Here is a 22,380-nt window from a genome sequence, read left to right as displayed (position 1 = left end):
CCCAAATGGCAGATATTCAATTATTATATAAAGCGATTAAAATCGCACAAAAAGCGCACAAAAAACAAACCGACAAATACGATGCGCCTTATCTAGGACACGTTTTCCGCGTTATGGAAGCAGGAAAAACTATCGACGAAAAAATTGTTGGCGCGTTACACGACGTTGTGGAAGATCATCCAGAATTTTCGTTCGAATATCTTCTGGAACAAGGATTTCCCCAATATATTATCGATGCTGTCGAATGCCTTACCAAGCGCGAATCCGAAGATCCAGAACTTAATGAACCTTATGAAGATTTTGTTAAAAGAATAGAGCAAAATCCACTTGCGGTTAAAGTAAAAATCAATGATCTTAAAGATAATATGGATTTGAGACGTTTCACTCGACCTATCGAAGCGAAAGATCTAAAACGTCTTAACAAATATTTGAAAGCTTATCAATATTTAACAAGTACCTATTAATCGGCCATTGGGATATGGATATCTCTTTCGTCATCCGATGGATCGATGGTAAAGTTAAGTGCAAAATATAAGAAATGTAGGTTGGTATTTCCTTTAGAAGCAAATTCTCTTTGGAACATATAACCCGCAGTGGCGTTCATACTATCGTTAAACTGATAACCAATTCCGCCGAAAGTACGACTACGCTTGAAGAATTTATCTTCGGGACCGACAAAAACTTCTTCGAAAGCGTTGGCAAAAACGGTTCCTGATTGTACTTTTGTATTGTTTAATGGTAAAGTCCCACTTAGACGATAACGAAAACGTTGTGTATTGGTGTTAACATCTGTAATTGAATTATGAAAAAAACGTTGCTCAGCTCTTAATCTGTGATCAAGTTTTAAACTTTTGATACGATTGGTTAGTGTATACTGCAACCAAACACGATGTTCTTCCTGAAAGATTTTATGATTTTTGTAAGTTCCGTATCGACCAACACCGATGAAAGCTTGGTTATTTTTATTAATATTATAACCAACTCCTCCTTTAGCTTCGTAGTAATCGATATAAGTGTAATCTTCTATTGATCGCGTTTGAAATTCGGCGTAAGCCATCCATTCTGGTGCAAATTTATAAGTAAAAGACACCATATTAAATCCAGAAAGATTCTCTTTGTCTTGCGCTTTTCCAAAAACACTGATTAATACAACTAATGGGAGCAGGAATTTTTTCATTTTGCAAAGATATTCTTTTTCCAAAATCTAAAAAAAAATCCTCCCGAAATTCAGGAGGATTTATATCATAAAGATTTAGAAACCTACATTTTAACCTAATAAAAGAGAAAGCGGATTTTCTAAATACAATCTTAAAGTTTGTAAGAACTCAGCACCAGTTGCACCGTCCACTACTCTGTGGTCACATGCAAGCGATAACTTCATAGTGTTACCAACAACGATTTGTCCGTCTTTAACAATTGGTTTTTCGATAATCGCACCAACAGAAAGAATAGCTGAATTTGGTTGATTGATAATTGACGTAAATGTCTCAATACCGAACATACCAAGGTTAGAAACTGAGAAAGTAGAACCTTCCATTTCGTTAGCTTTAAGACCTTTGCTTTTCGCTCTAGAAGCCATATCCTTAACCGAAGCAGAGATTTGATTATAGTTCATATAATCTGCATTCTTAAGAACCGGAACAACCAATCCGTCAGGAATTGCAACCGCAACACCAACGTTGATATTACCGTGGTGGATAATCTTATCACCAGCCCAAGATGAGTTAACTTGTGGATGCTTTCTAAGCGCCATCGCAGTCGCTTTGATAATCATATCATTGAAAGATACTTTCGTATCAGGAATGCTGTTGATTTCTTTACGCGCTTGGATCGCTTTATCCATGTTAATCTCAACCATTAGATAGTAATGAGGCGCCGTGAATTTACTTTCAGCAAGGCGTTTTGCAATAATATTTCTAACTTGAGAATTTACAGTTTCTGTATCTTCACCTGGAGTGAAATTAAGCGCTGGTGCAGCAACAACTTTCGGAGCATCTGCAGTGGTAGCAGCTTGCGCCGGTGCTTGATAGTTTTCAATATCTTTTTTAACGATACGACCACCTTCACCAGAACCTTGTACTGATTGAAGATCGATACCTTTATCTTCCGCCATTTTCTTAGCCAAAGGCGAAATATGAACACGCTCTCCATTAGCACCAGTTTGTACAGGAGCAGCATCATCTGATGTCGTTGAAACTGGAGTTGTAGAAGCTTGCGTTTGTATTGTTTTTGCTGGTGCCGCAGCGGGTTTTCCACCTCCTGCAACAACCGCAGATACATCAGTTCCCGCGGGACCAATAATTGCTAAAATCTTATCAACTTCCGCAGCATCACCTTCAGCAACACCTTGGTACAATAAAGTTCCGTTAAACTCGGATTCAAAATCCTGAACCGCTTTATCCGTTTCGATCTCTGCAAGGATATCACCTTCTTTAACAGCATCGCCAACAGCTTTTTGCCATTTCGCAACTTTACCTTCTGTCATTGTATCAGAAAGTCTTGGCATTGTGATAACTTCTACACCGTCTGGCATTGCAGCATCAACAACGGGTGCACTCTCAACTGGTGTTGACTCATTTTGAGTTTTACTTTCTTCCTCAACTTTAGCTTCTGATGCTCCACCACCGATAATGCCAGAGATATCTTCTCCTTGGTTACCGATAATTGCTAAAACATTGTCAACTGGCGCTTGTGCACCTTCTTCAACACCGATATATAATAAAGTTCCGTTAAATTCAGATTCAAAATCCTGAACGGCTTTATCAGTTTCAATTTCTGCTAAGATATCGCCTTCTTTAACTGCGTCTCCAACTTTTTTGTGCCATTTGGAAACTTTTCCTTCTGTCATCGTATCCGACAGACGAGGCATTGTGATTACTTCAGCCATATATTTTTATTGATTTGAGATTCGAGATTCGAGATTTGAAATTCATTGAAAGTCAAACATCAAATCCCAAATTAATAATTTTAGTTATTTTCTAATTTATCTAAGAATGGATAATCCGGCGTCGCGTATACGAAATCGTAAACTTGTGACAAATCTGGATACGGAGAATTCTCCATGAACTCAACACATTCGTCAACAAAAGCTCTAGATTTTTCGTCAATAGCTTCCAACTCCGCTTCTGTAGCCCAATTGTTTTCTAAAAGTCTGTGCTTTACAATTTCGATTGGATCATCTTTTTTGTGTTCTGCAACTTCGTCTTTACTTCTGTAAGGCTCAGCATCAGACATAGAGTGACCTCTGTAACGATAAGTTCTAGCTTCGATAAAAGTTGGGCCATCACCACGTCTTGCTCTTTCAATTGCTTCAAAAGCAGCTTCTGCAACTTTCTCAGGATCCATCGCATCAATAGGTAAACAAGGCATTTCGTAACCTAAACCTAATTTGTAAATATCTTCGTGGTTAGCTGTTCTTTTAACAGACGTACCCATCGCGTATTGGTTATTTTCACAAACGAAAACTACAGGAAGTTTCCAGTTCATTGCCATATTGAAAGTCTCATGCAAAGCACCTTGACGTACTGCACCATCTCCCATAAAACAAATGTTAACAGCTTTTCTGTCAAAATACTTATCAGCAAAAGCGATACCTGCTCCCAAAGGAATTTGTCCACCTACAATACCATGACCACCATAAAAACGGTGTTCTTTGCTAAAAATATGCATCGATCCACCCATACCTTTTGACGTACCCGTAGCTTTCCCGCAAAGTTCGGCAAGGATTCTTTTAGGATCAACGCCCATTGCCATTGGATGAATATGACAACGATAAGCTGTGATCATACTATCCTTTGATAAATCCATCGCATGGGTAAAACCTGCAGGAATTGCCTCTTGTCCGTTATATAAATGTAAAAAACCTCTGATTTTTTGTTTTAAGTAAAGAGAACGGCATTTGTCTTCAAACCTTCTCCACATCGTCATATCCTCGTACCATTTAAGGTAAATCTCTTTGGAAAATTCTTTCATATGATTTCGAAATATTTAGCAAAAATAAGAAAATATCTTTAGTTATTAATAGTGTTATGCTTAAATTAATATCTTGCCGCTATCGATAAAATTAATTAACTAAAAGATGATTTATTTTAAATTTCTAAAATGTAAATTGCAACATAATCTTTATTTTAAAAAATGACAGACAACCTAACTTCGGATTCACTTTTAATAAAAATATCAAAAGTTATATCAAATTTTTTCAATCCGATTGTATCGTTAATCATCTATTATATTGTTCTCTCCTATACGCCACATGCGAGTAATCTCAACGTTACCGATTTCTTCCCTATTCTTTTTATCCTTGTTATACCAGTTGTGGTTTGGATAATTTGGAACGTCAAAAAAGGGCATTATACCAACATGGATGTTTCCAACAGAAAGCAACGGAACAGCCTGTACATCGTCATTGTCATTCTTTGCGCGATTTATCTAGCCTACGAATTTTTTAGAAACGGAAACAAAGACACGACAGTTTTCTTTCTTTTGATATTGTTGATTTTGATGCAGATCAGCAACTTCTTTATTAAAAGCTCAATGCACACTTCTCTTAATATTTTTGTTGCATTTTTATTTTTAAAATTCAGCTTGCCTTGGGGAATATTTTGGATAATTTTATCAATTATCATCGGCATTACAAGAATTATATTAAAAAGACATACCTTAGCAGAAGTCATTTCTGGAGCGGTATTGGGAAGCTTGGTCGGATTGGCTTATTATCTTGTAATCTAAAAATAGAAATATGAAAATTCTTAGTTTGACAAGTTCGGAAGAACAACTCATGTTAGTGATTTGGAATTTGGAAGCAGCCTTTATGAAAGACATCATGACGGCTTATCCAGAACCGAAACCGCATCAAAATACAGTTTCGACATTTTTGAAAATTTTAGTTGAAAAAAATTATTTAAAAATTGAAAAGAAAGGTCGCATCTTTAAATATATTCCTAAAATAAACTTTGAGGATTATCGAAAATTTCAGTTAGAAAATTTATTAGAAATATTTTATCATAATGATGTTGATCTTCTTCTTAAAGACTTAAAAGTCCCCGAAAAAGCTATACAAATTGAAGAAAAAAGTATTGCAGAAATCATCGAAGAAACGACGCAATCCAATGACGAAGCTCTACAAAAAGAGATCGAGATACTGGATGCACAAGTCCTTACACTAGACACACCATCAGAAAAATCTGGTAAAAAGAAGAAAGACAAAAAGGAAAAGGAGAAAAAAGAAAAGAAGAAAAACAATCATAAAAAAAGCGATTCCTAAGAATCGCTTTTTATCTTTTAATGATATTGTAATTTTAATCTTTTACAATTTTGTAAGATTCATCAGTAGAATCAGATTTAAGTCTTAAAATGTAAACACCATTTGCTAAGTGCGAAACATCCACTTGCTTCGTTTTTTTATCTAAAGATCTAACCAATTGTCCTGTTATTGTATAGATTTCAATGCTATTGATGTTTGTATTGACGTCAATATTTAAAACATCTTTTACAGGATTAGGATATAATTTCACTTTAGATTTCAATAAATCTCCGACTGCAAGAGTAGTCGCATCTCCGACCATTACATCATCCAAATTAATTCCTCTTGCCCAATTTGACATACCTTCAAATGCAATTTGATAATTAGACGATTTATTTGGAAGTGGCAAAGTAACATCAGTCCACGCAGTTTTTTCAGTAGTATAAGCAGGACCTAACTGCGTCCATTGATCCGAACTGTTTGCTTTATAGTAGACTCTTAGTTCGTCAACATCTCCAAACCAATTAGTATTGGCATAACTAAACTTTACAACTGGGTTGGTTACTGAAGATAAATCTAACGGCTTTACAACCAGCATCGATTTGTTACCTACTGTCGTTGTTCTGAATTCTGCCATTCGAGGGGCAGATTTAGGAGTAATCGTAGCATTACCATTTGTTGTCACATACGTCCAAACTGCAGATCCACCACCACTCACTGTTTCATTTTTCCAACAAGTGGGTACTGCATTGGCATCAAATTTTTCAATCATTGGGAAAACTGTATTGGCTGAACAATTTGTTGTAAAACTAATCTTATTAGACCAATCACTGAATGTTGGATTACAGTTTTTTCTAACGTACACATCATAAGCAGTATTTGGTGTTAAACTTAGATTAGCAGTTTCGTCAGAAACTGATAAGACTGTCCCCCCGCCATGTGAAAATCCAGCAGGCCCGTATTCTACCTGATAGTTATTACCAGTTCCATTTGCAGCCCAATTAATCTTAGCGGAGTTACTAGTAACATTGCTATAGGTCACATTTACAGGTATATTACATAAAGGTTTCGCCAAAGACGCAACGTCATCAATATCAAAATAGAATTTATCTTGAGTTGTCGAATGAAACGCGATATACACTGTTTTTCCTACATAAGATGATAAATCATATTCATACTTATAAAAATTAGCACCACTGGCGGGATCCACGTTAGCCGCTAAAACAGTTGTAAAGGCAGCTGCAGTAGGTGTAGTTTCTGATAACTTTAGAGCAATCTTTTCAGGGTATAAAGGATCTCTACTTCTAGCATAAAAGCTAAAATAATCATTAACACCTGCTGTTACAGCTATAGCAGGAGTGACTAAATAATCATCATGCGCAACAGCATTGTAACCAATAGAAACTGTATTAGTACCACTGTAGGCAGCAATACCAGTTGATCCTGTAAAATTTACTATCTGCCAAGTATTAGTATCTCCACCATTAATGACAGCCCATCCTGTGGGAATATTAGTATTAGCGTCAAAATTCTGAAAAAATTGCGCATTAAATGCTAACGGTAAAGCTACCGCAAAAATAAAAAATTGTTTTTTCATGATTATTAATTTTTGAATGGTGAGACCAAACTAAATCATTTTCACGACACACACAATATGTAATTAATAATTTTTAGAACACATACATAATAAATTTTATAAAGATTAACAATATTAATATTAAACTAAGATAAATATGAAAAAAATTATTAGTATATCAATATTTCCATATACAATATTTTTTTTGCGTTAGAATTTCTATTTTTTAAATTATTTCATTAATAGAAAGCGATTTCAACCCAAAAAAAAAGCGATTCCTAAGAATCGCTTTTTTATCTTTTAATGATATTTTACCAACGGTTACCACCACGGTTTCCACCGTTGTTACCATAACCACCACCTCTATTATTATCAAATGATCTTCTTGGTTTTTCTTCTCTTGGTCTAGCTTCGCTAACGTTAAGAGTTTTACCGTTAAAATCTTGTTGGTTAAGCGCTTCAATAGCTTGCTTAGCCTCAGCGTCGTTTGGCATTTCTACGAAACCGAATCCTTTAGATCTTCCAGTTTCGCGATCCATAATGATCTTTGCAGAAGTAACTTCTCCTTGATTTTGGAATAATTCTAACAACTGCTCTTCTTTAGTTGCGTAATTGATGTTTGAAACAAAAATGTTCATTGTATAAAAAAATTAAATTGGTATAAAAAATTTGTTGTTATAAGGAGAAAACAACAACTGACTGAACACTTGGATTTCGACTATAAAAACATTGCAATTTACACTTTATTTTCAATTCACCTACTATTTTAAAAAAAATTATTGATTAATTAATTCTTTTATAAATTTGATTTAAAATTTAGTTATGAAAAAGACCTTTACACTTTTCGCTGCAGTAGCCTATTTTGGGCTTAATGCGCAATTTACAAGTCCTAATACTGGGATAACTTATAATTTAACAAGCTTAGCGCAAGCTGCTTCGGGGACTGTTACTAACAATGGCGATCATTTTTTAATCTCTCAAAATGTAACGATTTCTGCCAATGACAAGCTTATTATTGACGAAAACACAACCGTAAAACTTAGTAAAGACGTCATGCTTTTCGTTTTTGGACAATATCAAACCAATGCAACACAACTAATTTATACCACAAATATTGCTGGTGAAGCTTACAAAGGTATCCGTTTCGAAGACACTTCTAATGTTATTCTAAAAAATACGACCATCGAAAACGGCGGCGGACTTCGTGTCAACACATCTAACTTTATTATGGATAATTGTATTATTAAAAATAACCATACCGTAAGTGGCGGAGCGGCTTCGAGCGCAGCAGTTCAGTTTGGAAGCACTACTGGAATTTCGATTACAAACTCACAATTTTTAGAAAATGTTGGATCAGCGATCGGTTCTGGCGCTAACATCAGCGTATCCGGAATTATCGATAACAACTATTTTTACGGAAACAATACAAGTAATCAAAACCGTCCGCAAATTAATATGGGACCTGGCGGAAGTGCCGGAATTATCATCACAAACAACCAAATTATTGGTAACAGAAATCTCCCTATGACAGGCGGAATTTCGGCTTCAGCACTTGTGGGTGGCGCTAACAATGTAAAAATCGAAAACAACACCATTCGTGATAATCGTTACGGAATTACAGTCGCTGGGAACTCATCATACGGAACCGTTGCTAAAAACATTATCGAAAATAACAATACCCAAAACGACCCAATGCTTGGCGGAAGCGGCATCAACTTTATCGGGAGTGGCACCACTGTGATGGATGTTAAAGTCAGCGAAAACCAACTTCGCGGAAATCTTTGGGGTGTAACTTTGCAAGGAACAGCGCAAGCTAACTTTGGAAGCGACTTGCCTGGTAAAGAAAATATCGGTAAAAATATTTTTAAAGATAATATTAATAACGGGGTGACTTACGCGCTTTTCAACAATACACCGAATAATTTGGAGGCCAAGTTCAACTGCTGGAGAGAGGGCGAATTATCAAATGACATCATGGTTGAAGATGTTGTAACGCATCAGGTTGATGATACTAAATATGGTTTGGTTAATTTTAAACCTTATGACTGCGCTGCAACACAAGCTGTTAATGATGTTAATAAATTAAAACTGCAAGTATATCCAAATCCAAGTCAGGGTGATTTTAGTTTTAAATCAGAAACTTCTGGAAATATTGTTGTAACAGACCTTTTAGGAAAGTTAATCCATTCTGCCATTGTTGTAAAAGGAGAAAATAAAATTTCATTAAAAGTAGCTCGGGGCGTTTATATTCTTAATTTTAACAACGGAACTTCGAAAGCGTCAAGTAAAATTGTTGTTAATTAATTTTTAGAAACGAAAAATTATCAATCGGTGGAATTTGATTTCGCCGATTTTTTTTGGTTAAATTTAATAATAGTCAAAAAACTAACAATAGCGCCAATTTCTTATATTTACGTATTAAACATAGAATATAGATAAAGACACTTAAAGCAAATATTCCATCCATCAAAACTTTTACAGTCAATGAAAACGGAGAAATCTTTAATTATCTTGGCAAAAAATTAAACGGTAAAAAGAATCCTTTTTTTCCTTATCTTAGAAGTTTGGATTTCCTAAATCTTGACAAAAAAAGACAAGTCATGACTTTCGGTAAAATCGTTTGGAACACTTTATATCCAGAAAATGTGGCGCAAGCTGACGAAATTGTACAAGTTATAGATCATGAAGCTGAACATATTTTTGCTCTTAAAAATCTTCGTAAAATAACCAAAACTGAAAAGGTTAAAGAACTTAACGAAATAAGATTTTCAAAATTAAAATCAAAACGAGATAATTAAAATGCTGGATTTTCGACTAAAAGTCTTTTCAACGGTTGCAAAACGACTTAGTTTCACAAAAGCTTCACAAGAGTTGTACATATCGCAACCCGCTGTTACAAAGCACATTCAAGAATTAGAACAACAACTTAGCACCAAGCTTTTTACTCGAAATGGCACAAGCATCGAGCTAACCTCAAGCGGAAAAATTCTTTTAGAAAAAGCCAATCAGATTTTTGAAATCTATCGCGAAACCGAATTCGAAATTAATAAACTCAATAACAAACTAAAAGGCAATTTAAAAATCGGTGCTAGTACAACCATTGCTCAATATATTTTGCCCGAAATATTGGTGAAATTTCATTCTTATTACGAAGATATCCATATTGATTTGACTTCTCAAAACACCGAAAAAATTTCAGATTTATTAAAGAAAAATAAAATAGATATTGGTATTATCGAAGGTCCTTTTCAATCGGCACAATTCGATTATATTCCGTTTATGTTAGACGAAATTGTGTTGGTTGCGCGAATTGGCCATCCTTTGTCTAACAAAACTATTTCTGTTAAAGACCTTTCAGAACTCGATTTTGTGAGCCGCGAAAAAGGATCGGGCACGCAAGATTTTATCGATTCCGAACTTCAGAAGAGCAAACTTCTAGCCTCAAAACTTAATGTCATCATGAATCTTGACAGTACAGAAAGCATCAAAAATTATTTAGCGCAATCGGACGCGATGGCTTTTTTGTCGGTTAGCAGTATCACAAACGAACTGAAATACAACAAATTAAACATCATCGACATCAAACATTTTGAAATTAAAAGACAATTTCAGTTCATTGTTTTAAAAGGCGAACAGTCTGAGTTGGTTCGGCTTTTTATGAAAACTTGTGGCATTATGAAAAAATAAAAAAATCCGAGCGTTATAACACTCGGATTTTTAAATATTTTAAATTTCGAAATCTTAACCGAAGTTGATGATTTCTTCCATTTTAGCATTTTCTTCGTTTACCAATTCGTCGTCAACAAGGATTTTACCACTGTTTTCGTCGATGATAATTTTCTTTCTTTGAGCAATTTCCATTTGTTTTTGTGGTGGAATTGTAAAGAAAGATCCTTTTGGCGCACCTCTTTCTAGACCAACAACTGCAAGTCCGTTGATAGATCCTTTACGGATTCTTTGGTATGAGCTTAATAATCTAGAGTCGATCTTTTCTGAGAATTCTTCAGATTTTGCTAACAAGAATTCTTCTTCTTTTTGAGTTTCTGCAATTAGCTCATCCAACTCATTCTTCTTGTGTGTTAGGTGATTACGAAGATCTTCAATCTTAGTTGTCAACTCACTTAGCATTTCGTTTTTGTGAGAAATTTTAGAACCAAATTCTTTAATTCTTTTCTCAGCCAACTCAATTTCTAAAGTTTGATATTCAATTTCTTTATCTAAAGATTCGTACTCTTTGTTATTTCTAACATTATCTTGTTGCGACTTATATTTAGAAATAAGTGTTTGAGCTTGTGCAATCAACTCTTTTTTAGCGTTAATCTCAGCATTTTGCTCTTTTATTTCAGCATCGAATTTGCTAGCTCTTTTATCTAAGCCTTCGATTTCGATTTCTAAATCTTCAACTTCGATAGGCAACTCTCCTCTCGTATTGCGAATTTCGTCTAATCTAGAGTCAATGATTTGTAGGTCGTAAAGTGCTCTTAGTTTCTCTTCAACCGAGATATCGTTTGCTTTTTTAGCCATATCTTAAATAAAATAATTTACAGGGTTGTTTTTTTTGCTTGTTTTAGCGATTGCAAAGTTAGTAAAATTTTCGGACAATATTTCATATAATTGTTGAGTAACAAATTGTTCGCTCTCAAAATGTCCAATATCTGCAATTAATAATTTGTTTTCTCCCGAAAAGAAGTCGTGGTATTTGACATCGCCCGTTAGATAAGCGTCGCAACCAACCGCCATTGCAGACTTTATACCGCTAGCACCGCTTCCGCCAAGCACACCTACTCTTTTTATCGTTTTTTTGTTCGTATTACTGTATCTAATTATTTCTAAATTAAAAATATTCTTTACAAATTTTAAAAATTCATCTAAAGGCATTTCTGTTTCCAAATCGCCATAACGTCCAAGTCCAGCATACTGATTATCATTTTCGAGACCAATAATATTGTAAGCGACTTCTTCGTAAGGATGCGCAGCGAACATCGATTTTAAAATATCATTTTGTCTAAAATTTTCAAAACTAAAAGACAATACACTTTCTTTTACAACTTCACGTTCATTAATCTTTCCTAAAAAAGGATTCGCGCCTTCTTTCGCTCGAAAACTTCCAGTCCCTTCAACCGCAAAGCTACATTCGTCATAGAAGCCAATACTTCCCGCTCCTGCTTCCAAAATTGCATTTTTAACTTGTTCAGCATGATCATTGGGAACAAAGACTTCAAGCTTTTTGAAATTCTTCGATTTCGGCATTAAGATTTTTTGATTTTTTAAACCTAAAACCTCACACATTTTATAATTTACGCCAAAATAATCATTATCAAATGCTGTGTGTATTGCGTAGATTGCAATTTTGTTTTCAATGGCTTTCAGAACTACTTTCTCAACATAATTTTTTCCTGTCAAAGATTTTAAACCCGAAAAAATAATAGGATGAAAAGCAACAATCATGTTAAATCCTCTTTCAATGGCTTCTTCCACAACATCTTCTAAGGCATCGTGTGTCACCAAAATCCCCGTTACTTCGCGATCAGGATTTCCGCATAACAAACCAACATTGTCAAAATCTTCGGCTTGTCGAATTTTAAAAATTTTATCTAACTGACTACAAACTTCTTTTAGTGTTTTTGCGCTCATATTTTTACAGGAACTTTTTCTCATTTAAAAACTAAGTGTAAATTTACATTTATTTTAAAAAATATGAGACGAATAATAAAACCTGAGTTCGACTTGATACCCGCAGATGGATGGCTCAGAAAAGTTTATAACGTTATCTACCTTGACAACACACGCCAAGGGAAAATTTTTGATGTTAGTCTTCTTATATTAATATTGATAAGTGTGGGCTTACTAATGGTGGAAACAATCCCATTGGTTAATCTTAAATATCATAATCTTTTTTACACTGCGGAGTTCATTATTACAATGATTTTCACAGTGGAATATATTCTGAGAATTGCTTGTATCAAGGATAAAAAAGAATATATTTTTAGTCCAATCGGTATTATAGATTTCTTGTCTATTATCCCTTTTTATCTAAGTTTATTCTTCCCAATCATACATTACATCGGTATTTTGAGAATGTTGCGAATGCTAAGGATTTTTAGAATTTTCAACCTTGCCGATTATATGCACGATGGTCGATATATTGTAACTGCTCTTAACCATAGTTCTAGAAAAATTTATATTTTCCTTTTGTTCATGGTGATTTTTATTGTGATTATTGGTTCGATGATGTATCTGATAGAAGGCGGAAAAAATGGTTTTACGAGTATTCCTCAAAGTATATATTGGGCAGTTGTGACCATTACAACTGTTGGTTATGGTGACATCTCGCCAGCAACACCAGTCGGTAAATTCTTGTCTATTATTGTAATGCTTTGCGGTTATAGCATCATTGCAGTACCAACTGGGATTGTAACTTCTGAGTTCAGAAAAGGAAAACGTTATCACTTTATGTGTGGTCGTTGCGGTAATGATGACAACGACAACGATGCTAGATATTGTAAACAATGCGGTGAAAAATTCGCTTAAATTAAATTTAAAACAATCAATGAAAAAACTCTTCTTCTCCATAGCTATTTCGGCAAGTTTTTTTGCTTTTTCGCAGACTAAACAAGATTCGATTCAGTTTAGATCAATTTCAAATTTAATTATGAAAGATGGTCAAGCCTACGATCAACTTTATGATTTAACGAAAAATATCGGCCATCGATTAAGCGGATCTGAAGCTAATGCGAAAGCTGTAAAATGGGCTGAGCAGAAATTAAAAGAAGCTGGCGCAGATAAAGTTTGGTTAGAAGAAGTAATGGTTCCCAATTGGTATCGCGGTCAAGAATCTTTGAACATTAAAACCGCTAACGGATCTTGGAAGAAAATAAAAATGCTTTCTCTTGGTAATTCGGAAGGAACAAAAGGAAAAGATTTGGTTGGCGACTTGCTTGTTTTTAACAGTTTAGAAGATTTTAATAAAGTACCAGCGGAACAAATTAAAGGGAAAATTATCCTTTTTAATAATGAATTTCCTCAAGAATTTATTAAAACAATGCATGCGTATGGAAAAGCAGGTACTGTGAGACGTGTTGCAGCTGCAGAAGTTGCAAAAAAAGGAGGCAAAGCGGTTATTATTCGGTCGATAAGTTCGGCTTATGATGATGTTCCGTACACAGGCGCGATGAAGTATGAGGATGGCGTTGAGAAAATTCCAGCTATTGCCATCGGTCCAAAATCTGCGATAGACTTAGCGAATCTTGCTAAAACAAATAAACTTTCGGCGAAGATTAATTCTAACTGCACGATGAAAGCTGATGTTAAATCTTACAATGTCATCGGTGAAATCACGGGTAAGGAATCCAAAAACGTGATTGTTGTTGGTGGACATCTCGACTCTTGGGATGTTGGTGAAGGTGCACACGATGATGGCGCCGGAATTGTACAATCTATCGAGGCTTTGAGAACTTTTAAAAAATTAAATTTACCTAATAAAAATACGATCCGAGTAGTTTGCTTTGCTAACGAAGAAAATGGTGTTAAAGGTGGAATCACCTACGCAAAAGCCATCGCGAGCAAAGGCGAAAAAAATATTTTCGGAATCGAAAGTGACAGCGGCGGTTTTTCACCAAGAGGTTTTGGACTCGATATGTCTGAGGACAAGCGTAATATTATTAAATCTTGGAAAGATCTATTCCTTCCGTATGGCATCTACGACTTTACGGAAACCTACGCTGGGACGGATATTGGTCCTATGAAAGCCACAGGAACTGATCTTGCAGGTCTTGTACCAGATTCTCAACGTTATTTTGACATTCACCATACCGAAGAAGATACTTTTGAAAAAGTTAACCGCCGCGAGCTTCTTCTAGGCGCAACAGTTATGACGCAGTTAATCTACATGGTCGATCAATATTGGAAGTAAGCAGAATAAAATTTAAAAAAAATGAAAAAGCTAATCGTATTATCATTACTTGGACTTGGCGCATTGACTATTTCATGTGAAAACCATCCAAAAAATCTAGCTAGTATATCTCAAAATAATTTTAATTTTAAAAGCATTAGCTTTCCTTCAAAAGACGGGAAAATAAGAGTTTATGCAGATTATTACGATGCAAATTCTAAAAACGCACCACTTATTCTAGCTTTTCATCAAGCAGGTTCTAGTCGTGGTGTTTATCGCGATATTGCGCCAAGATTGGTAGCTTTAGGTTTTAATGTTTTGGCTGTAGATCTACGTTCTGGTTACAAATTTGGAAATGTGCTTAATGAAAGTTTTTCGGAAGCAAATTCTAAAAATCTGCCAACGCAATTCGAAAATAGTGTTCCTGACATTGAAGCGGCATACGACTATGCAAAAAAGAATCTAAACGCTAAAAAAGTCATATATTTTGGGAGTTCCTACTCTGCTTCTTTAGGCTTTTATAGTGTTAGCAAACATCCTCAAGATTATGCAGCTTTGGTGACTTTTTCGCCTGGAGAATATTTTAAAATCGAAAACAAAACAATTGCTGATTTTGCAAAAGATGTCAACATCCCAACTTTTGTGTCATCTGCAAAAGATGAAAAGTCACATTGGATTGAAATTTTCAACAATGTAAAATCAACTAAAAAACAAGATTTTTTACCAACTAATTGGGAAGGTTATCACGGCGAAGTTACATTAAGTAGCAACTTTCCTGATGCCGAAGAATATTGGAAGCCTTTGACTAAGTTTTTAAAAACAGTGAAGTAAAATCTTCTTCCTGATCGTAAAAGCTTTTTTTTGCACTTTCGTAACCAATATCAAAAATCTCTTCAAGCCGAGAAGGTTTACGTTCAAAAGTGCCATACTGTGCCAGTTTTTTTGAAGTTATAAACCAGTCGCAGTAAGCAAATTTGTGGATTTCTGTTCGGTGAGAAAGCAGATCATAAGCCCTTGTCGTAATAGCTCGGATCGAGTTAAGATCACTCATTTTAACATCCTGAATTGGCGTCACATAGATGCCAATCATATTTTCACATTCGCTAAGGATAATATCTGCAGGAAAATTATTGAGAACACCACCGTCGCTATACATGGCATCACCAACTATATAAGGTGTGGCGATGCCAGGAATAGACGAGGATGCAATAATCGCATCAACTACTTTTGTTTGTTTATCAAAAATCTTTTGTTCGCCGCTGATAAGGTCAGTAGCAATCATCCGAATTTCTTTTTTGAGGCCGCCAATTTTGGAATCTCCAAAAATCGGATCGAGATAATGCGTGAACAATTGTGATGATACAAAACCCGGTTTATTAAAAGTAAAATGCTTCCAATTGAAAAAATATACCGACTTAAAAAAATCTAAAATTTCGTCAGGATTTCGTCCAGCTGCATATAAACTTCCAACTATAGAACCTGCGCTACAGCACGCCAGAATATCAACATCAATACCAATTTCATTTAGAAACTTTATGGCTCCCGCGTGTGCAAGACCTCTTGTTCCGCCACCTGAAAGTACCAAACCTGTTTTGTATTTCGACATATTTTCTACCGCATTATTTTATTTAAAACTTAAAATTAATCTGCACTGTCGTAAGCTGCTTCAGCAGTTGCACTTGCATATTCTTCTTGGTAGTAAGTTCTGTATTTTTGGTTATTTTTATCATACAGAATTACCAATTTAGCATTTTCACTGTTTAGCAAAACCCCATCAATAGGCGAAGGAGTAAGGTTGTCAGTATTCATATAAATTAATGCTTTCTTTTTGAAAGAGCTTAATCTCATCTTATCAGAATAATTTTCTGCGTAAGCCAAATATGGTTCTTTAGAATTCTGGTTAGTACAGATAATCAATAATCTTGAGCTTTGCTTCTCGTTATTGTCTAAGATAACCGCAACGTCCGCTTGTCCATCACCATCGAAATCGCCATACGACACAGTATTCTTCGCACGATCAGCATTCTGGGTTACACTGTATGTTGTCCCATCATTGTATTTATTATCCAAAATAAGTCGCTTAACACGAGCTTCTAACTCTGAAAACTTTCCTAAAGAAAATGATTGTTTGAAATCGTCAAAGTTATAATATTCTACAACGTTAGATTTCAACATGTAATAAGGTTGAGATACTACATTTTTAACAGGTTTTTCAAGATAAACTTTCGCGAAGCTTGGGTTTTCGTATTGATTATCAACAAAAAGTTTTTGTCCAAACTTTAGGTTACCAGCAATATTTGAGGTTTGTGCATTAGGTGCATCACGAAGATTGGCATCTTTTGCAATAACATAATTCTCTGTGTAAGGCTCGTACTCGCCTTCTTCGCCTTCGTAACCTTCTGGTGAACCAGGTGTGGTTTTCACAGAATCTACTTTAGCACTATCCGCAGGTATTTTGACACCAGTGTTAACCACTTCTGGTTTTTTAGGATCTTTTTTACTTACGAAAAAGTAAACTAATCCAGCAAGTAAAAGAACTGCAAGACCTCCAATAATGTAGTATAATTGTTTGTTCTTCTTTTGTAAATCTTCCTGTTGAGTTGGTGGATTAGAAGGTGTGTGTGGTTGAGGTGATTGCTTAGGTTCGTTAGAGTTTTTTTTGTGTTGTTCTTCCATCAATTTTTATTTATAGTTTTCTGTGTCATTTAATTCGTTTAGCAAAATGTAGGCCTTATCTTTATCTTTTATCAATTTTACAAATTCTAAAAAATATTCTCTATAAGCCGAATTCTTTTTAATTGCTCTAATCATCTCATAACTAGAATGTAATGCGAATTTAGAATCAAATTCATAACCTGTACTATTTGCCAGTTCTTCGAAAAGCTCTTTCAGCAAAGCATTATCTTTAGGTGGAGACGTTGCTGCTTCGTCTGCTAACTTACCCATCAAAGCAAAAAAGTAGGATCTTTTTTCTGATAAAACATTAAATGTTATTTTATCATTATCATCAAAATTCTTGAAGAAAATTTCGAAATGCTTAATGCTATTATGATAGTCGTTTTTTTTGGAATACACTCTTGCGTACAAATCTTCCATCGCATTTGTTCTAAATTCTCCAGCATTATCCAAAATAGAAAGCGCTTCGTCAAGTCTTTCAACATTATTAGCATTGGATGCCGCATTAAAAACTGTTAATGCAGATTTGCCATAACGCAAAGCTTTAACTGCTGTTTCGTAAGCCTTTTCGTTTTCGTTGAGATTATTATAAGCAGCGCTTAGATTAGACCAAATCGTTGCATCCTTCTGAGAAAACAAGGTTGCCATTGCAAAATTTTGTTTTGCCTTCGCGTAATTTCCTAATCGAAAATAGGCTAATCCTCTTCCATTAAGATAACTAGCATTATTCTCATCATCTTTTAAAAGGATATTATAATTGGTTAAGGATTTTTGATACTCACCATCGTCAAATTGTTGTCGCGCCAAGTTTTCGCGATCATCTTTTGACATTTTTTCTTGAGCAGACACATTCTGAATACAGAATAAGCCAATTGCTAAAATCAATAGAATTTTTTTCATCAGCACTAAAATAAAAAAATGCTGCATCTTATACAAGATACAGCATCAATATTTCTAAATCTTAAGATTAAATATGGATAACCTCGCCGTAAGCCGCAGCTACAGCTTCCATTACCGCCTCCGATAATGTTGGGTGAGGGTGAATAGATTTAAGAACCTCATGACCTGTCGTCTCAAGATTACGAGCAACAACCGCCTCAGCAATCATTTCTGTAACACCTGTACCAACCATGTGGCAACCTAACCATTCGCCATATTTAGCGTCAAAAATTACCTTTACAAATCCGTCTGTATCACCATTGGCAGTCGCTTTTCCACTTGCTGAGAACGGGAATTTACCAACTTTAAGTTCGTAACCTTTTTCTTTAGCTTGCTTTTCTGTCAAACCAACAGAAGCGATTTCTGGTAAACAATATGTACATCCAGGGATGTTGCCATAGTTGATTTTCTCAACGTGAAGACCTTTAATTTTTTCAACGCAAGTAATACCTTCCGCAGAAGCAACGTGCGCCAAAGCCTGAGTTGGGATAATATCACCAATTGCGTAATATCCAGGCACTGAAGTTTGGTACCATTCGTTAACCAAAACTCTACCTTTATCTGTTTGGATGCCAACTTCTTCTAGACCAATGTTCTCGATGTTAGCAGCAATACCAACAGCCGAAAGAAGAACGTCAGCTTCTAATGTAATATTTCCGTTTGCTGTTTTTACGTTAGCTTTTACACCAGCGCCAGAAGTATCAACAGATTCAACTGAAGCGTTTGTCATCACTTCGATACCAGCTTTCTTCAAAGATTTTTCTAAATGTTTAGAAACTTCTTCGTCTTCTACAGGAACGATGTTTGGCATAAATTCTACAACAGTAACTTTAGTCCCCATAGTTGCATAGAAGTAAGCGAACTCAACACCAATAGCTCCAGATCCAACAACAATCATAGATTTTGGTTGTTCTGGAAGTGCTAAAGCTTGTCTGTAACCGATCACTTTAACGCCATCTTGTGGAAGATTAGGAAGTTCTCTAGATCTTGCACCAGTCGCTAGGATAATGTTATCAGCGCTATATTCTGTAACTTTTCCGTCTTTATCTGTAACGTCGATTTTGCGATCTTTCTTCACTTTAGCAGCGCCCATGATCACATCGATTTTATTTTTACGCATCAAAAACTCGATACCTTTGCTCATTTTTTCAGCAACACCGCGACTTCTTTTTACTACGTTCGGGAATTCGAAAGTAGCATCAACTTTATTAAGTCCGTACTCTTCTGCATGGTTGATATATTTGAAAACTTGTGCAGATTTCAACAAAGCTTTTGTTGGGATACATCCCCAGTTAAGGCAGATACCTCCAAGATTTTCTTTCTCAACAATTGCTGTTTTGAAACCTAATTGTGCAGCTCTAATCGCTGTAACATATCCTCCAGGTCCACTACCGATGACAATAATATCGTATTTCATTAGATCTAAAAATTTTTATCAAAAATAAGGATTTTTTTCTTTTTGTGTTCAAATTAATTTTAATGTACTTTTTTTATTAATTTTTCACTGATATCATAATTTAATAAAACTTAACAAAAGTCTTTATTAAAAGCACTTTAGCTTAAAAACCTAAAAATTTAAGCTTTAACTGAATTGCAAAATTTTCACTGAATTTGTTGGTTGAATAATGTCCAACTCTGTAAAATAGACCTAAATTAAATCCTGTACTCAAAAAATTGTTATACTCTAATCCAACTTCTTGGTATAAATGATCTAGCTTATTATAATTAAATTGATGCTGCCCCATATTCTTCATATCGCCAATGGTCCCTTTGTACACCAAATCAAAACTTGAGGTGTTTCTGCCAAAACTTTTAAAATACCAAGGGATACGATGTGTAAAGTAATATCCTATGAATTTATCATTGAAATATTTGCCTGCCTCCATCGTTGCAAAACCTAAATAAGTTGTCAAATTGAAATGCGAGAAAAAGCTATCGTTGTTAGAAGAATCCAAACCTCCCATCTGGAAATGATGCCAAATTGGAGCATTGCCCGTCATCAAACCACCGTATAACCTAACACCTGTTCTACCAAGTTTAGTTCCGAATTGATGCGTCAACAAGACATCTACACGAGAATAGTTAAACTCGCCGCCCAAAGTTTTCATAGCTTGTTCAAAATTAAAATACACCTCTGGGAACTTTTGATCATAAGTCAACTTACCCGACGGCGTCATAATATTCTGAGAATTTGGTGAATATTTTAAAGTCAACATCGTTGAAAAATTCTTGAACAAGCGGCTGTCGTTGTTGTAGAAATAATCAAATTTCGCTTCTTCATTTTGGCGTTTAGCAGAAAGTCGCATCGTCAACGCATTGTTTAGATCGACTTCGTAACTAAGTTTCCCACCTTGAAAACGGTAGAACTTATCATTTTGTAAATCTACCCCAGAATTCATAAACTGCATTTTAAAACTCCATAAATTCTGACTAAATCGCCCCGAAGATTCTACATCATCATAATATTCTGCACGGAAAAATGAATTGTAATCCAAGGTCGTTTTAACATCCACACCAACACCATATTTAAACTTAGAATCTTTGAAACCATAAGCAACATAAGCATCCGGCGAAATGTATTTGTTAAAATTTTCGTTCAACTTAGCGCGAACAGCCAATCTAATACCTTCGTAACGGTTATAGTTGCTACCAAAAGGGTCGACGTCGAACATCCCAAGACGAATTCTGCCACGCAAAAGGTTACTAACAAGACTTGCTTTTTTGTCAACATTGTATTTCTGCCCAAGGCTGTCAACTTTAATATAAGTGAGCTTTTCACGCGTTGTTAAACTATCTGTTCGATACTTATCAAGAAGACTTCCATCTGTATTTTTAACGGTCATTGTATAACCTTTGAAGTCTTTAGCCGTAAAGTCTACAGGTGTTTCGAAATCGAAATAATCGACTTTCATGTAGACATAATTTCCGAAACGTGTCATTAGCTTTCGCCTTTCTGCACGCTTTTCTTCCGCCGTCATGTCATCTTTAATGTCAGGCTTTTTATCTGTATTTTCGAATGATTGGCTTCCCGCTCTTAACTTTAGATTTTCCTTTTGTAGAAACCATTTGTTGTTAATTGGTGTCCAAACAGAAGTTACGCTGCCATCATTTCTGTTTTTACTATTACTTTCGATTTTTTTGACCGCAAAACTTTGTTGATCAATATAGAGATAACCATTGTATTTTCGGCGGTTTGACTGCGTTTTGGTGCCAACTTCTCGGAAGCGAATCACGTAATTCTCGCGTCCATCAATCTCGATAGAATCCGTTAAATAATATCTGTAAAGATTTCTGTTCTCAGGAAGAATTTCTTTTGGTATTTTATTTCGGTTAGATCGCATGACCAAAAGCTGATAAATAGGCTCTTTAAGACCAGAAATACGATTGTCCAAAACATTGATTTTCTCCCCGAATTTTTCAGAATATAAGTATTGATTAGCACGTTCCCAAAGGAAAAGTTTGCTGTCAATCATCACATTTTCAAAATCTTTATCCATTAAAGAATCCTTCTTTTCCTTTTTTGTTTGTTTCAGTTCTTTAACAGGAAATGCGTTCAACGAATCTTTTCGTTTAGCCATATAATTTTGGTAGATTTTAACAGAATCTTCATCAAAATCAAAAGACATTTTTTCGTAAGACTTAAATTCGTATGATTCTAAACTCTTTGGTGAATTATTTTTAAAATTACTATTAACTTTATCTAAAATTGCAAGTGCTCTAGCATCGCTTTTATCATTGACAACAACAGTTTCTATCTTGTTGACATTAGATTCTTCTTTCTCTAGAGAGACTTCCATAATTTTGTCGACTACCACATCAGCATCTTCGTAATCTTGATGTTTAACAGTGACTTTATCACATTTAGTTTTAAAAATTAAACTTCCGTGGATATCAGTAATTCCCAACAATTTGTTATTACAATAGATCGAAGCTTGTGCAATTGGTGCAGTTTTGCCAGCGGTAGTTACTTTAATCGTCGATTGCGAAAATGCGAATACTGCAAAGCAGATAAGGAATAAAGCGTATATTTTTTTAATCATATTCTTGCGTTAAGCT

The 22,380-nt window shown here is 35.1% G+C and carries 21 protein-coding genes; 9 read left to right on the top strand and 12 right to left on the bottom strand.

Features of this window, described 5'->3' with window-relative positions:
- Positions 1-5: 5 nt before the first annotated feature.
- Positions 6-464, top strand: coding sequence for a phosphohydrolase (locus tag AC23MB_RS09805; RefSeq protein ID WP_079665465.1), 459 nt, complete (start codon positions 6-8; stop codon positions 462-464).
- On the opposite strand, the gene AC23MB_RS09800 is transcribed toward AC23MB_RS09805, so the two are convergent.
- The 3 genes from AC23MB_RS09800 to pdhA all read right to left on the bottom strand — a co-directional run bounded on the left by AC23MB_RS09800 (position 461) and on the right by pdhA (position 3,972).
- Positions 461-1,177 carry a DUF2490 domain-containing protein gene (locus AC23MB_RS09800; protein WP_487787149.1) on the bottom strand — a complete coding sequence of 239 codons (717 nt, stop codon included), beginning with the start codon at positions 1,175-1,177 and terminating at the stop codon, positions 461-463. The two genes, AC23MB_RS09805 and AC23MB_RS09800, sit on opposite strands and share 4 nt — an antisense overlap.
- Positions 1,178-1,267: 90 nt before the next feature.
- Positions 1,268-2,887 carry a dihydrolipoyl dehydrogenase family protein gene (locus AC23MB_RS09795; protein WP_487787148.1) on the bottom strand — a complete coding sequence of 540 codons (1,620 nt, stop codon included), beginning with the start codon at positions 2,885-2,887 and terminating at the stop codon, positions 1,268-1,270.
- Positions 2,888-2,967: 80 nt separating this feature from the next.
- A complete protein-coding gene (pdhA, locus tag AC23MB_RS09790) occupies positions 2,968-3,972 on the bottom strand; it encodes a pyruvate dehydrogenase (acetyl-transferring) E1 component subunit alpha (RefSeq protein ID WP_312323758.1) in 1,005 nt (334 codons plus the stop codon).
- A 162-nt stretch (positions 3,973-4,134) separates the two neighbouring features.
- Here pdhA and AC23MB_RS09785 point away from each other — a divergent pair, with 162 nt between their 5' ends.
- Together AC23MB_RS09785 and AC23MB_RS09780 are read left to right on the top strand one after the other, a co-directional pair.
- Positions 4,135-4,728, top strand: a complete 594-nt coding sequence (locus AC23MB_RS09785) for an ABC transporter permease (RefSeq protein WP_374329328.1) — start codon at positions 4,135-4,137, stop codon at positions 4,726-4,728.
- A 10-nt stretch (positions 4,729-4,738) separates the two neighbouring features.
- Complete coding sequence (locus AC23MB_RS09780) at positions 4,739-5,263, top strand: BlaI/MecI/CopY family transcriptional regulator (RefSeq protein WP_487787147.1); 525 nt, start codon at positions 4,739-4,741, stop codon at positions 5,261-5,263.
- 34 nt (positions 5,264-5,297) lie between these two features.
- On the opposite strand, the gene AC23MB_RS09775 is transcribed toward AC23MB_RS09780, so the two are convergent.
- Positions 5,298-6,839 carry a choice-of-anchor J domain-containing protein gene (locus AC23MB_RS09775; RefSeq protein WP_487787146.1) on the bottom strand — a complete coding sequence of 514 codons (1,542 nt, stop codon included), beginning with the start codon at positions 6,837-6,839 and terminating at the stop codon, positions 5,298-5,300.
- A 290-nt stretch (positions 6,840-7,129) separates the two neighbouring features.
- Positions 7,130-7,456: an RNA-binding regulator gene (rbp, locus tag AC23MB_RS09770; protein WP_079665471.1), complete on the bottom strand. Its 327-nt coding sequence runs from the start codon at positions 7,454-7,456 to the stop codon at positions 7,130-7,132.
- A 184-nt stretch (positions 7,457-7,640) separates the two neighbouring features.
- Here rbp and AC23MB_RS09765 point away from each other — a divergent pair, with 184 nt between their 5' ends.
- From AC23MB_RS09765 to AC23MB_RS09755, 3 genes are all read left to right on the top strand, one after another.
- Positions 7,641-9,122 carry a T9SS type A sorting domain-containing protein gene (locus tag AC23MB_RS09765; protein ID WP_487787145.1) on the top strand — a complete coding sequence of 494 codons (1,482 nt, stop codon included), beginning with the start codon at positions 7,641-7,643 and terminating at the stop codon, positions 9,120-9,122.
- Between the two features lie 296 nt (positions 9,123-9,418).
- Positions 9,419-9,616: a hypothetical protein gene (locus tag AC23MB_RS09760; protein ID WP_487787144.1), complete on the top strand. Its 198-nt coding sequence runs from the start codon at positions 9,419-9,421 to the stop codon at positions 9,614-9,616.
- A 1-nt stretch (position 9,617) separates the two neighbouring features.
- On the top strand, positions 9,618-10,505 hold the full coding sequence (locus AC23MB_RS09755; protein WP_487787143.1) for a LysR family transcriptional regulator: 888 nt from the start codon (positions 9,618-9,620) through the stop codon (positions 10,503-10,505).
- A 54-nt stretch (positions 10,506-10,559) separates the two neighbouring features.
- Here the strand turns inward: AC23MB_RS09755 and AC23MB_RS09750 are convergent, their stop codons facing one another.
- Positions 10,560-11,342: a zinc ribbon domain-containing protein gene (locus tag AC23MB_RS09750; protein WP_079665476.1), complete on the bottom strand. Its 783-nt coding sequence runs from the start codon at positions 11,340-11,342 to the stop codon at positions 10,560-10,562.
- A 3-nt stretch (positions 11,343-11,345) separates the two neighbouring features.
- On the bottom strand, positions 11,346-12,452 hold the full coding sequence (locus AC23MB_RS09745) for a Nif3-like dinuclear metal center hexameric protein (RefSeq protein WP_487787142.1): 1,107 nt from the start codon (positions 12,450-12,452) through the stop codon (positions 11,346-11,348).
- Positions 12,453-12,515: 63 nt separating this feature from the next.
- Here AC23MB_RS09745 and AC23MB_RS09740 point away from each other — a divergent pair, with 63 nt between their 5' ends.
- From AC23MB_RS09740 to AC23MB_RS09730, 3 genes are read left to right on the top strand one after another with little or no spacing between them, the layout of a single operon-like run.
- Entirely contained in the window at positions 12,516-13,349 is an 834-nt protein-coding gene (locus AC23MB_RS09740) for an ion transporter (RefSeq protein WP_079665478.1), read from the top strand.
- Positions 13,350-13,368: 19 nt separating this feature from the next.
- A complete protein-coding gene (locus AC23MB_RS09735) occupies positions 13,369-14,730 on the top strand; it encodes a M28 family peptidase (protein ID WP_487787141.1) in 1,362 nt (453 codons plus the stop codon).
- 21 nt (positions 14,731-14,751) lie between these two features.
- Positions 14,752-15,540, top strand: coding sequence for an alpha/beta hydrolase family protein (locus tag AC23MB_RS09730; RefSeq protein ID WP_487787140.1), 789 nt, complete (start codon positions 14,752-14,754; stop codon positions 15,538-15,540).
- Here AC23MB_RS09730 and AC23MB_RS09725 read toward each other — a convergent pair.
- The 5 genes from AC23MB_RS09725 to AC23MB_RS09705 form a co-directional block, all read right to left on the bottom strand.
- Complete coding sequence (locus AC23MB_RS09725) at positions 15,515-16,315, bottom strand: patatin-like phospholipase family protein (protein ID WP_487787139.1); 801 nt, start codon at positions 16,313-16,315, stop codon at positions 15,515-15,517. The genes AC23MB_RS09730 and AC23MB_RS09725 overlap by 26 nt on opposite strands.
- 35 nt (positions 16,316-16,350) lie before the next feature.
- Positions 16,351-17,385 carry a hypothetical protein gene (locus AC23MB_RS09720; protein WP_487787138.1) on the bottom strand — a complete coding sequence of 345 codons (1,035 nt, stop codon included), beginning with the start codon at positions 17,383-17,385 and terminating at the stop codon, positions 16,351-16,353.
- Positions 17,386-17,391: 6 nt separating this feature from the next.
- Entirely contained in the window at positions 17,392-18,285 is an 894-nt protein-coding gene (locus AC23MB_RS09715) for a tetratricopeptide repeat protein (protein WP_487787137.1), read from the bottom strand.
- Between the two features lie 67 nt (positions 18,286-18,352).
- Positions 18,353-19,741: a dihydrolipoyl dehydrogenase gene (gene lpdA, locus AC23MB_RS09710; RefSeq protein ID WP_487787136.1), complete on the bottom strand. Its 1,389-nt coding sequence runs from the start codon at positions 19,739-19,741 to the stop codon at positions 18,353-18,355.
- Positions 19,742-19,883: 142 nt separating this feature from the next.
- On the bottom strand, positions 19,884-22,364 hold the full coding sequence (locus AC23MB_RS09705; protein WP_487787135.1) for a hypothetical protein: 2,481 nt from the start codon (positions 22,362-22,364) through the stop codon (positions 19,884-19,886).
- Positions 22,365-22,380 lie beyond the last annotated feature (16 nt).

This window comes from Soonwooa sp. T0.1_25, from assembly GCF_057652215.1.
This window is presented reverse-complemented; position numbering and strand designations above follow the sequence as displayed.

What these genes read in the sequence shown, in the direction of transcription:
- AC23MB_RS09735 (WP_487787141.1), top strand. Translation starts at nt 13,369, where the DNA reads ATGAAAAAACTCTTCTTCTCCATAGCTATTTCGGCAAGTTTTTTTGCT.
- AC23MB_RS09805 (WP_079665465.1), top strand. Translation starts at nt 6, where the DNA reads ATGGCAGATATTCAATTATTATATAAAGCGATTAAAATCGCACAAAAA.
- AC23MB_RS09720 (WP_487787138.1), bottom strand. Translation starts at nt 17,385, where the DNA reads ATGGAAGAACAACACAAAAAAAACTCTAACGAACCTAAGCAATCACCT.
- AC23MB_RS09765 (WP_487787145.1), top strand. Translation starts at nt 7,641, where the DNA reads ATGAAAAAGACCTTTACACTTTTCGCTGCAGTAGCCTATTTTGGGCTT.
- AC23MB_RS09745 (WP_487787142.1), bottom strand. Translation starts at nt 12,452, where the DNA reads ATGAGCGCAAAAACACTAAAAGAAGTTTGTAGTCAGTTAGATAAAATT.
- AC23MB_RS09715 (WP_487787137.1), bottom strand. Translation starts at nt 18,285, where the DNA reads ATGAAAAAAATTCTATTGATTTTAGCAATTGGCTTATTCTGTATTCAG.
- AC23MB_RS09725 (WP_487787139.1), bottom strand. Translation starts at nt 16,315, where the DNA reads ATGTCGAAATACAAAACAGGTTTGGTACTTTCAGGTGGCGGAACAAGA.
- AC23MB_RS09780 (WP_487787147.1), top strand. Translation starts at nt 4,739, where the DNA reads ATGAAAATTCTTAGTTTGACAAGTTCGGAAGAACAACTCATGTTAGTG.
- lpdA (WP_487787136.1), bottom strand. Translation starts at nt 19,741, where the DNA reads ATGAAATACGATATTATTGTCATCGGTAGTGGACCTGGAGGATATGTT.
- AC23MB_RS09800 (WP_487787149.1), bottom strand. Translation starts at nt 1,177, where the DNA reads ATGAAAAAATTCCTGCTCCCATTAGTTGTATTAATCAGTGTTTTTGGA.
- AC23MB_RS09755 (WP_487787143.1), top strand. Translation starts at nt 9,618, where the DNA reads ATGCTGGATTTTCGACTAAAAGTCTTTTCAACGGTTGCAAAACGACTT.
- pdhA (WP_312323758.1), bottom strand. Translation starts at nt 3,972, where the DNA reads ATGAAAGAATTTTCCAAAGAGATTTACCTTAAATGGTACGAGGATATG.
- AC23MB_RS09730 (WP_487787140.1), top strand. Translation starts at nt 14,752, where the DNA reads ATGAAAAAGCTAATCGTATTATCATTACTTGGACTTGGCGCATTGACT.
- AC23MB_RS09760 (WP_487787144.1), top strand. Translation starts at nt 9,419, where the DNA reads ATGACTTTCGGTAAAATCGTTTGGAACACTTTATATCCAGAAAATGTG.
- rbp (WP_079665471.1), bottom strand. Translation starts at nt 7,456, where the DNA reads ATGAACATTTTTGTTTCAAACATCAATTACGCAACTAAAGAAGAGCAG.
- AC23MB_RS09795 (WP_487787148.1), bottom strand. Translation starts at nt 2,887, where the DNA reads ATGGCTGAAGTAATCACAATGCCTCGTCTGTCGGATACGATGACAGAA.
- AC23MB_RS09775 (WP_487787146.1), bottom strand. Translation starts at nt 6,839, where the DNA reads ATGAAAAAACAATTTTTTATTTTTGCGGTAGCTTTACCGTTAGCATTT.
- AC23MB_RS09750 (WP_079665476.1), bottom strand. Translation starts at nt 11,342, where the DNA reads ATGGCTAAAAAAGCAAACGATATCTCGGTTGAAGAGAAACTAAGAGCA.
- AC23MB_RS09740 (WP_079665478.1), top strand. Translation starts at nt 12,516, where the DNA reads ATGAGACGAATAATAAAACCTGAGTTCGACTTGATACCCGCAGATGGA.
- AC23MB_RS09705 (WP_487787135.1), bottom strand. Translation starts at nt 22,364, where the DNA reads ATGATTAAAAAAATATACGCTTTATTCCTTATCTGCTTTGCAGTATTC.
- AC23MB_RS09785 (WP_374329328.1), top strand. Translation starts at nt 4,135, where the DNA reads ATGACAGACAACCTAACTTCGGATTCACTTTTAATAAAAATATCAAAA.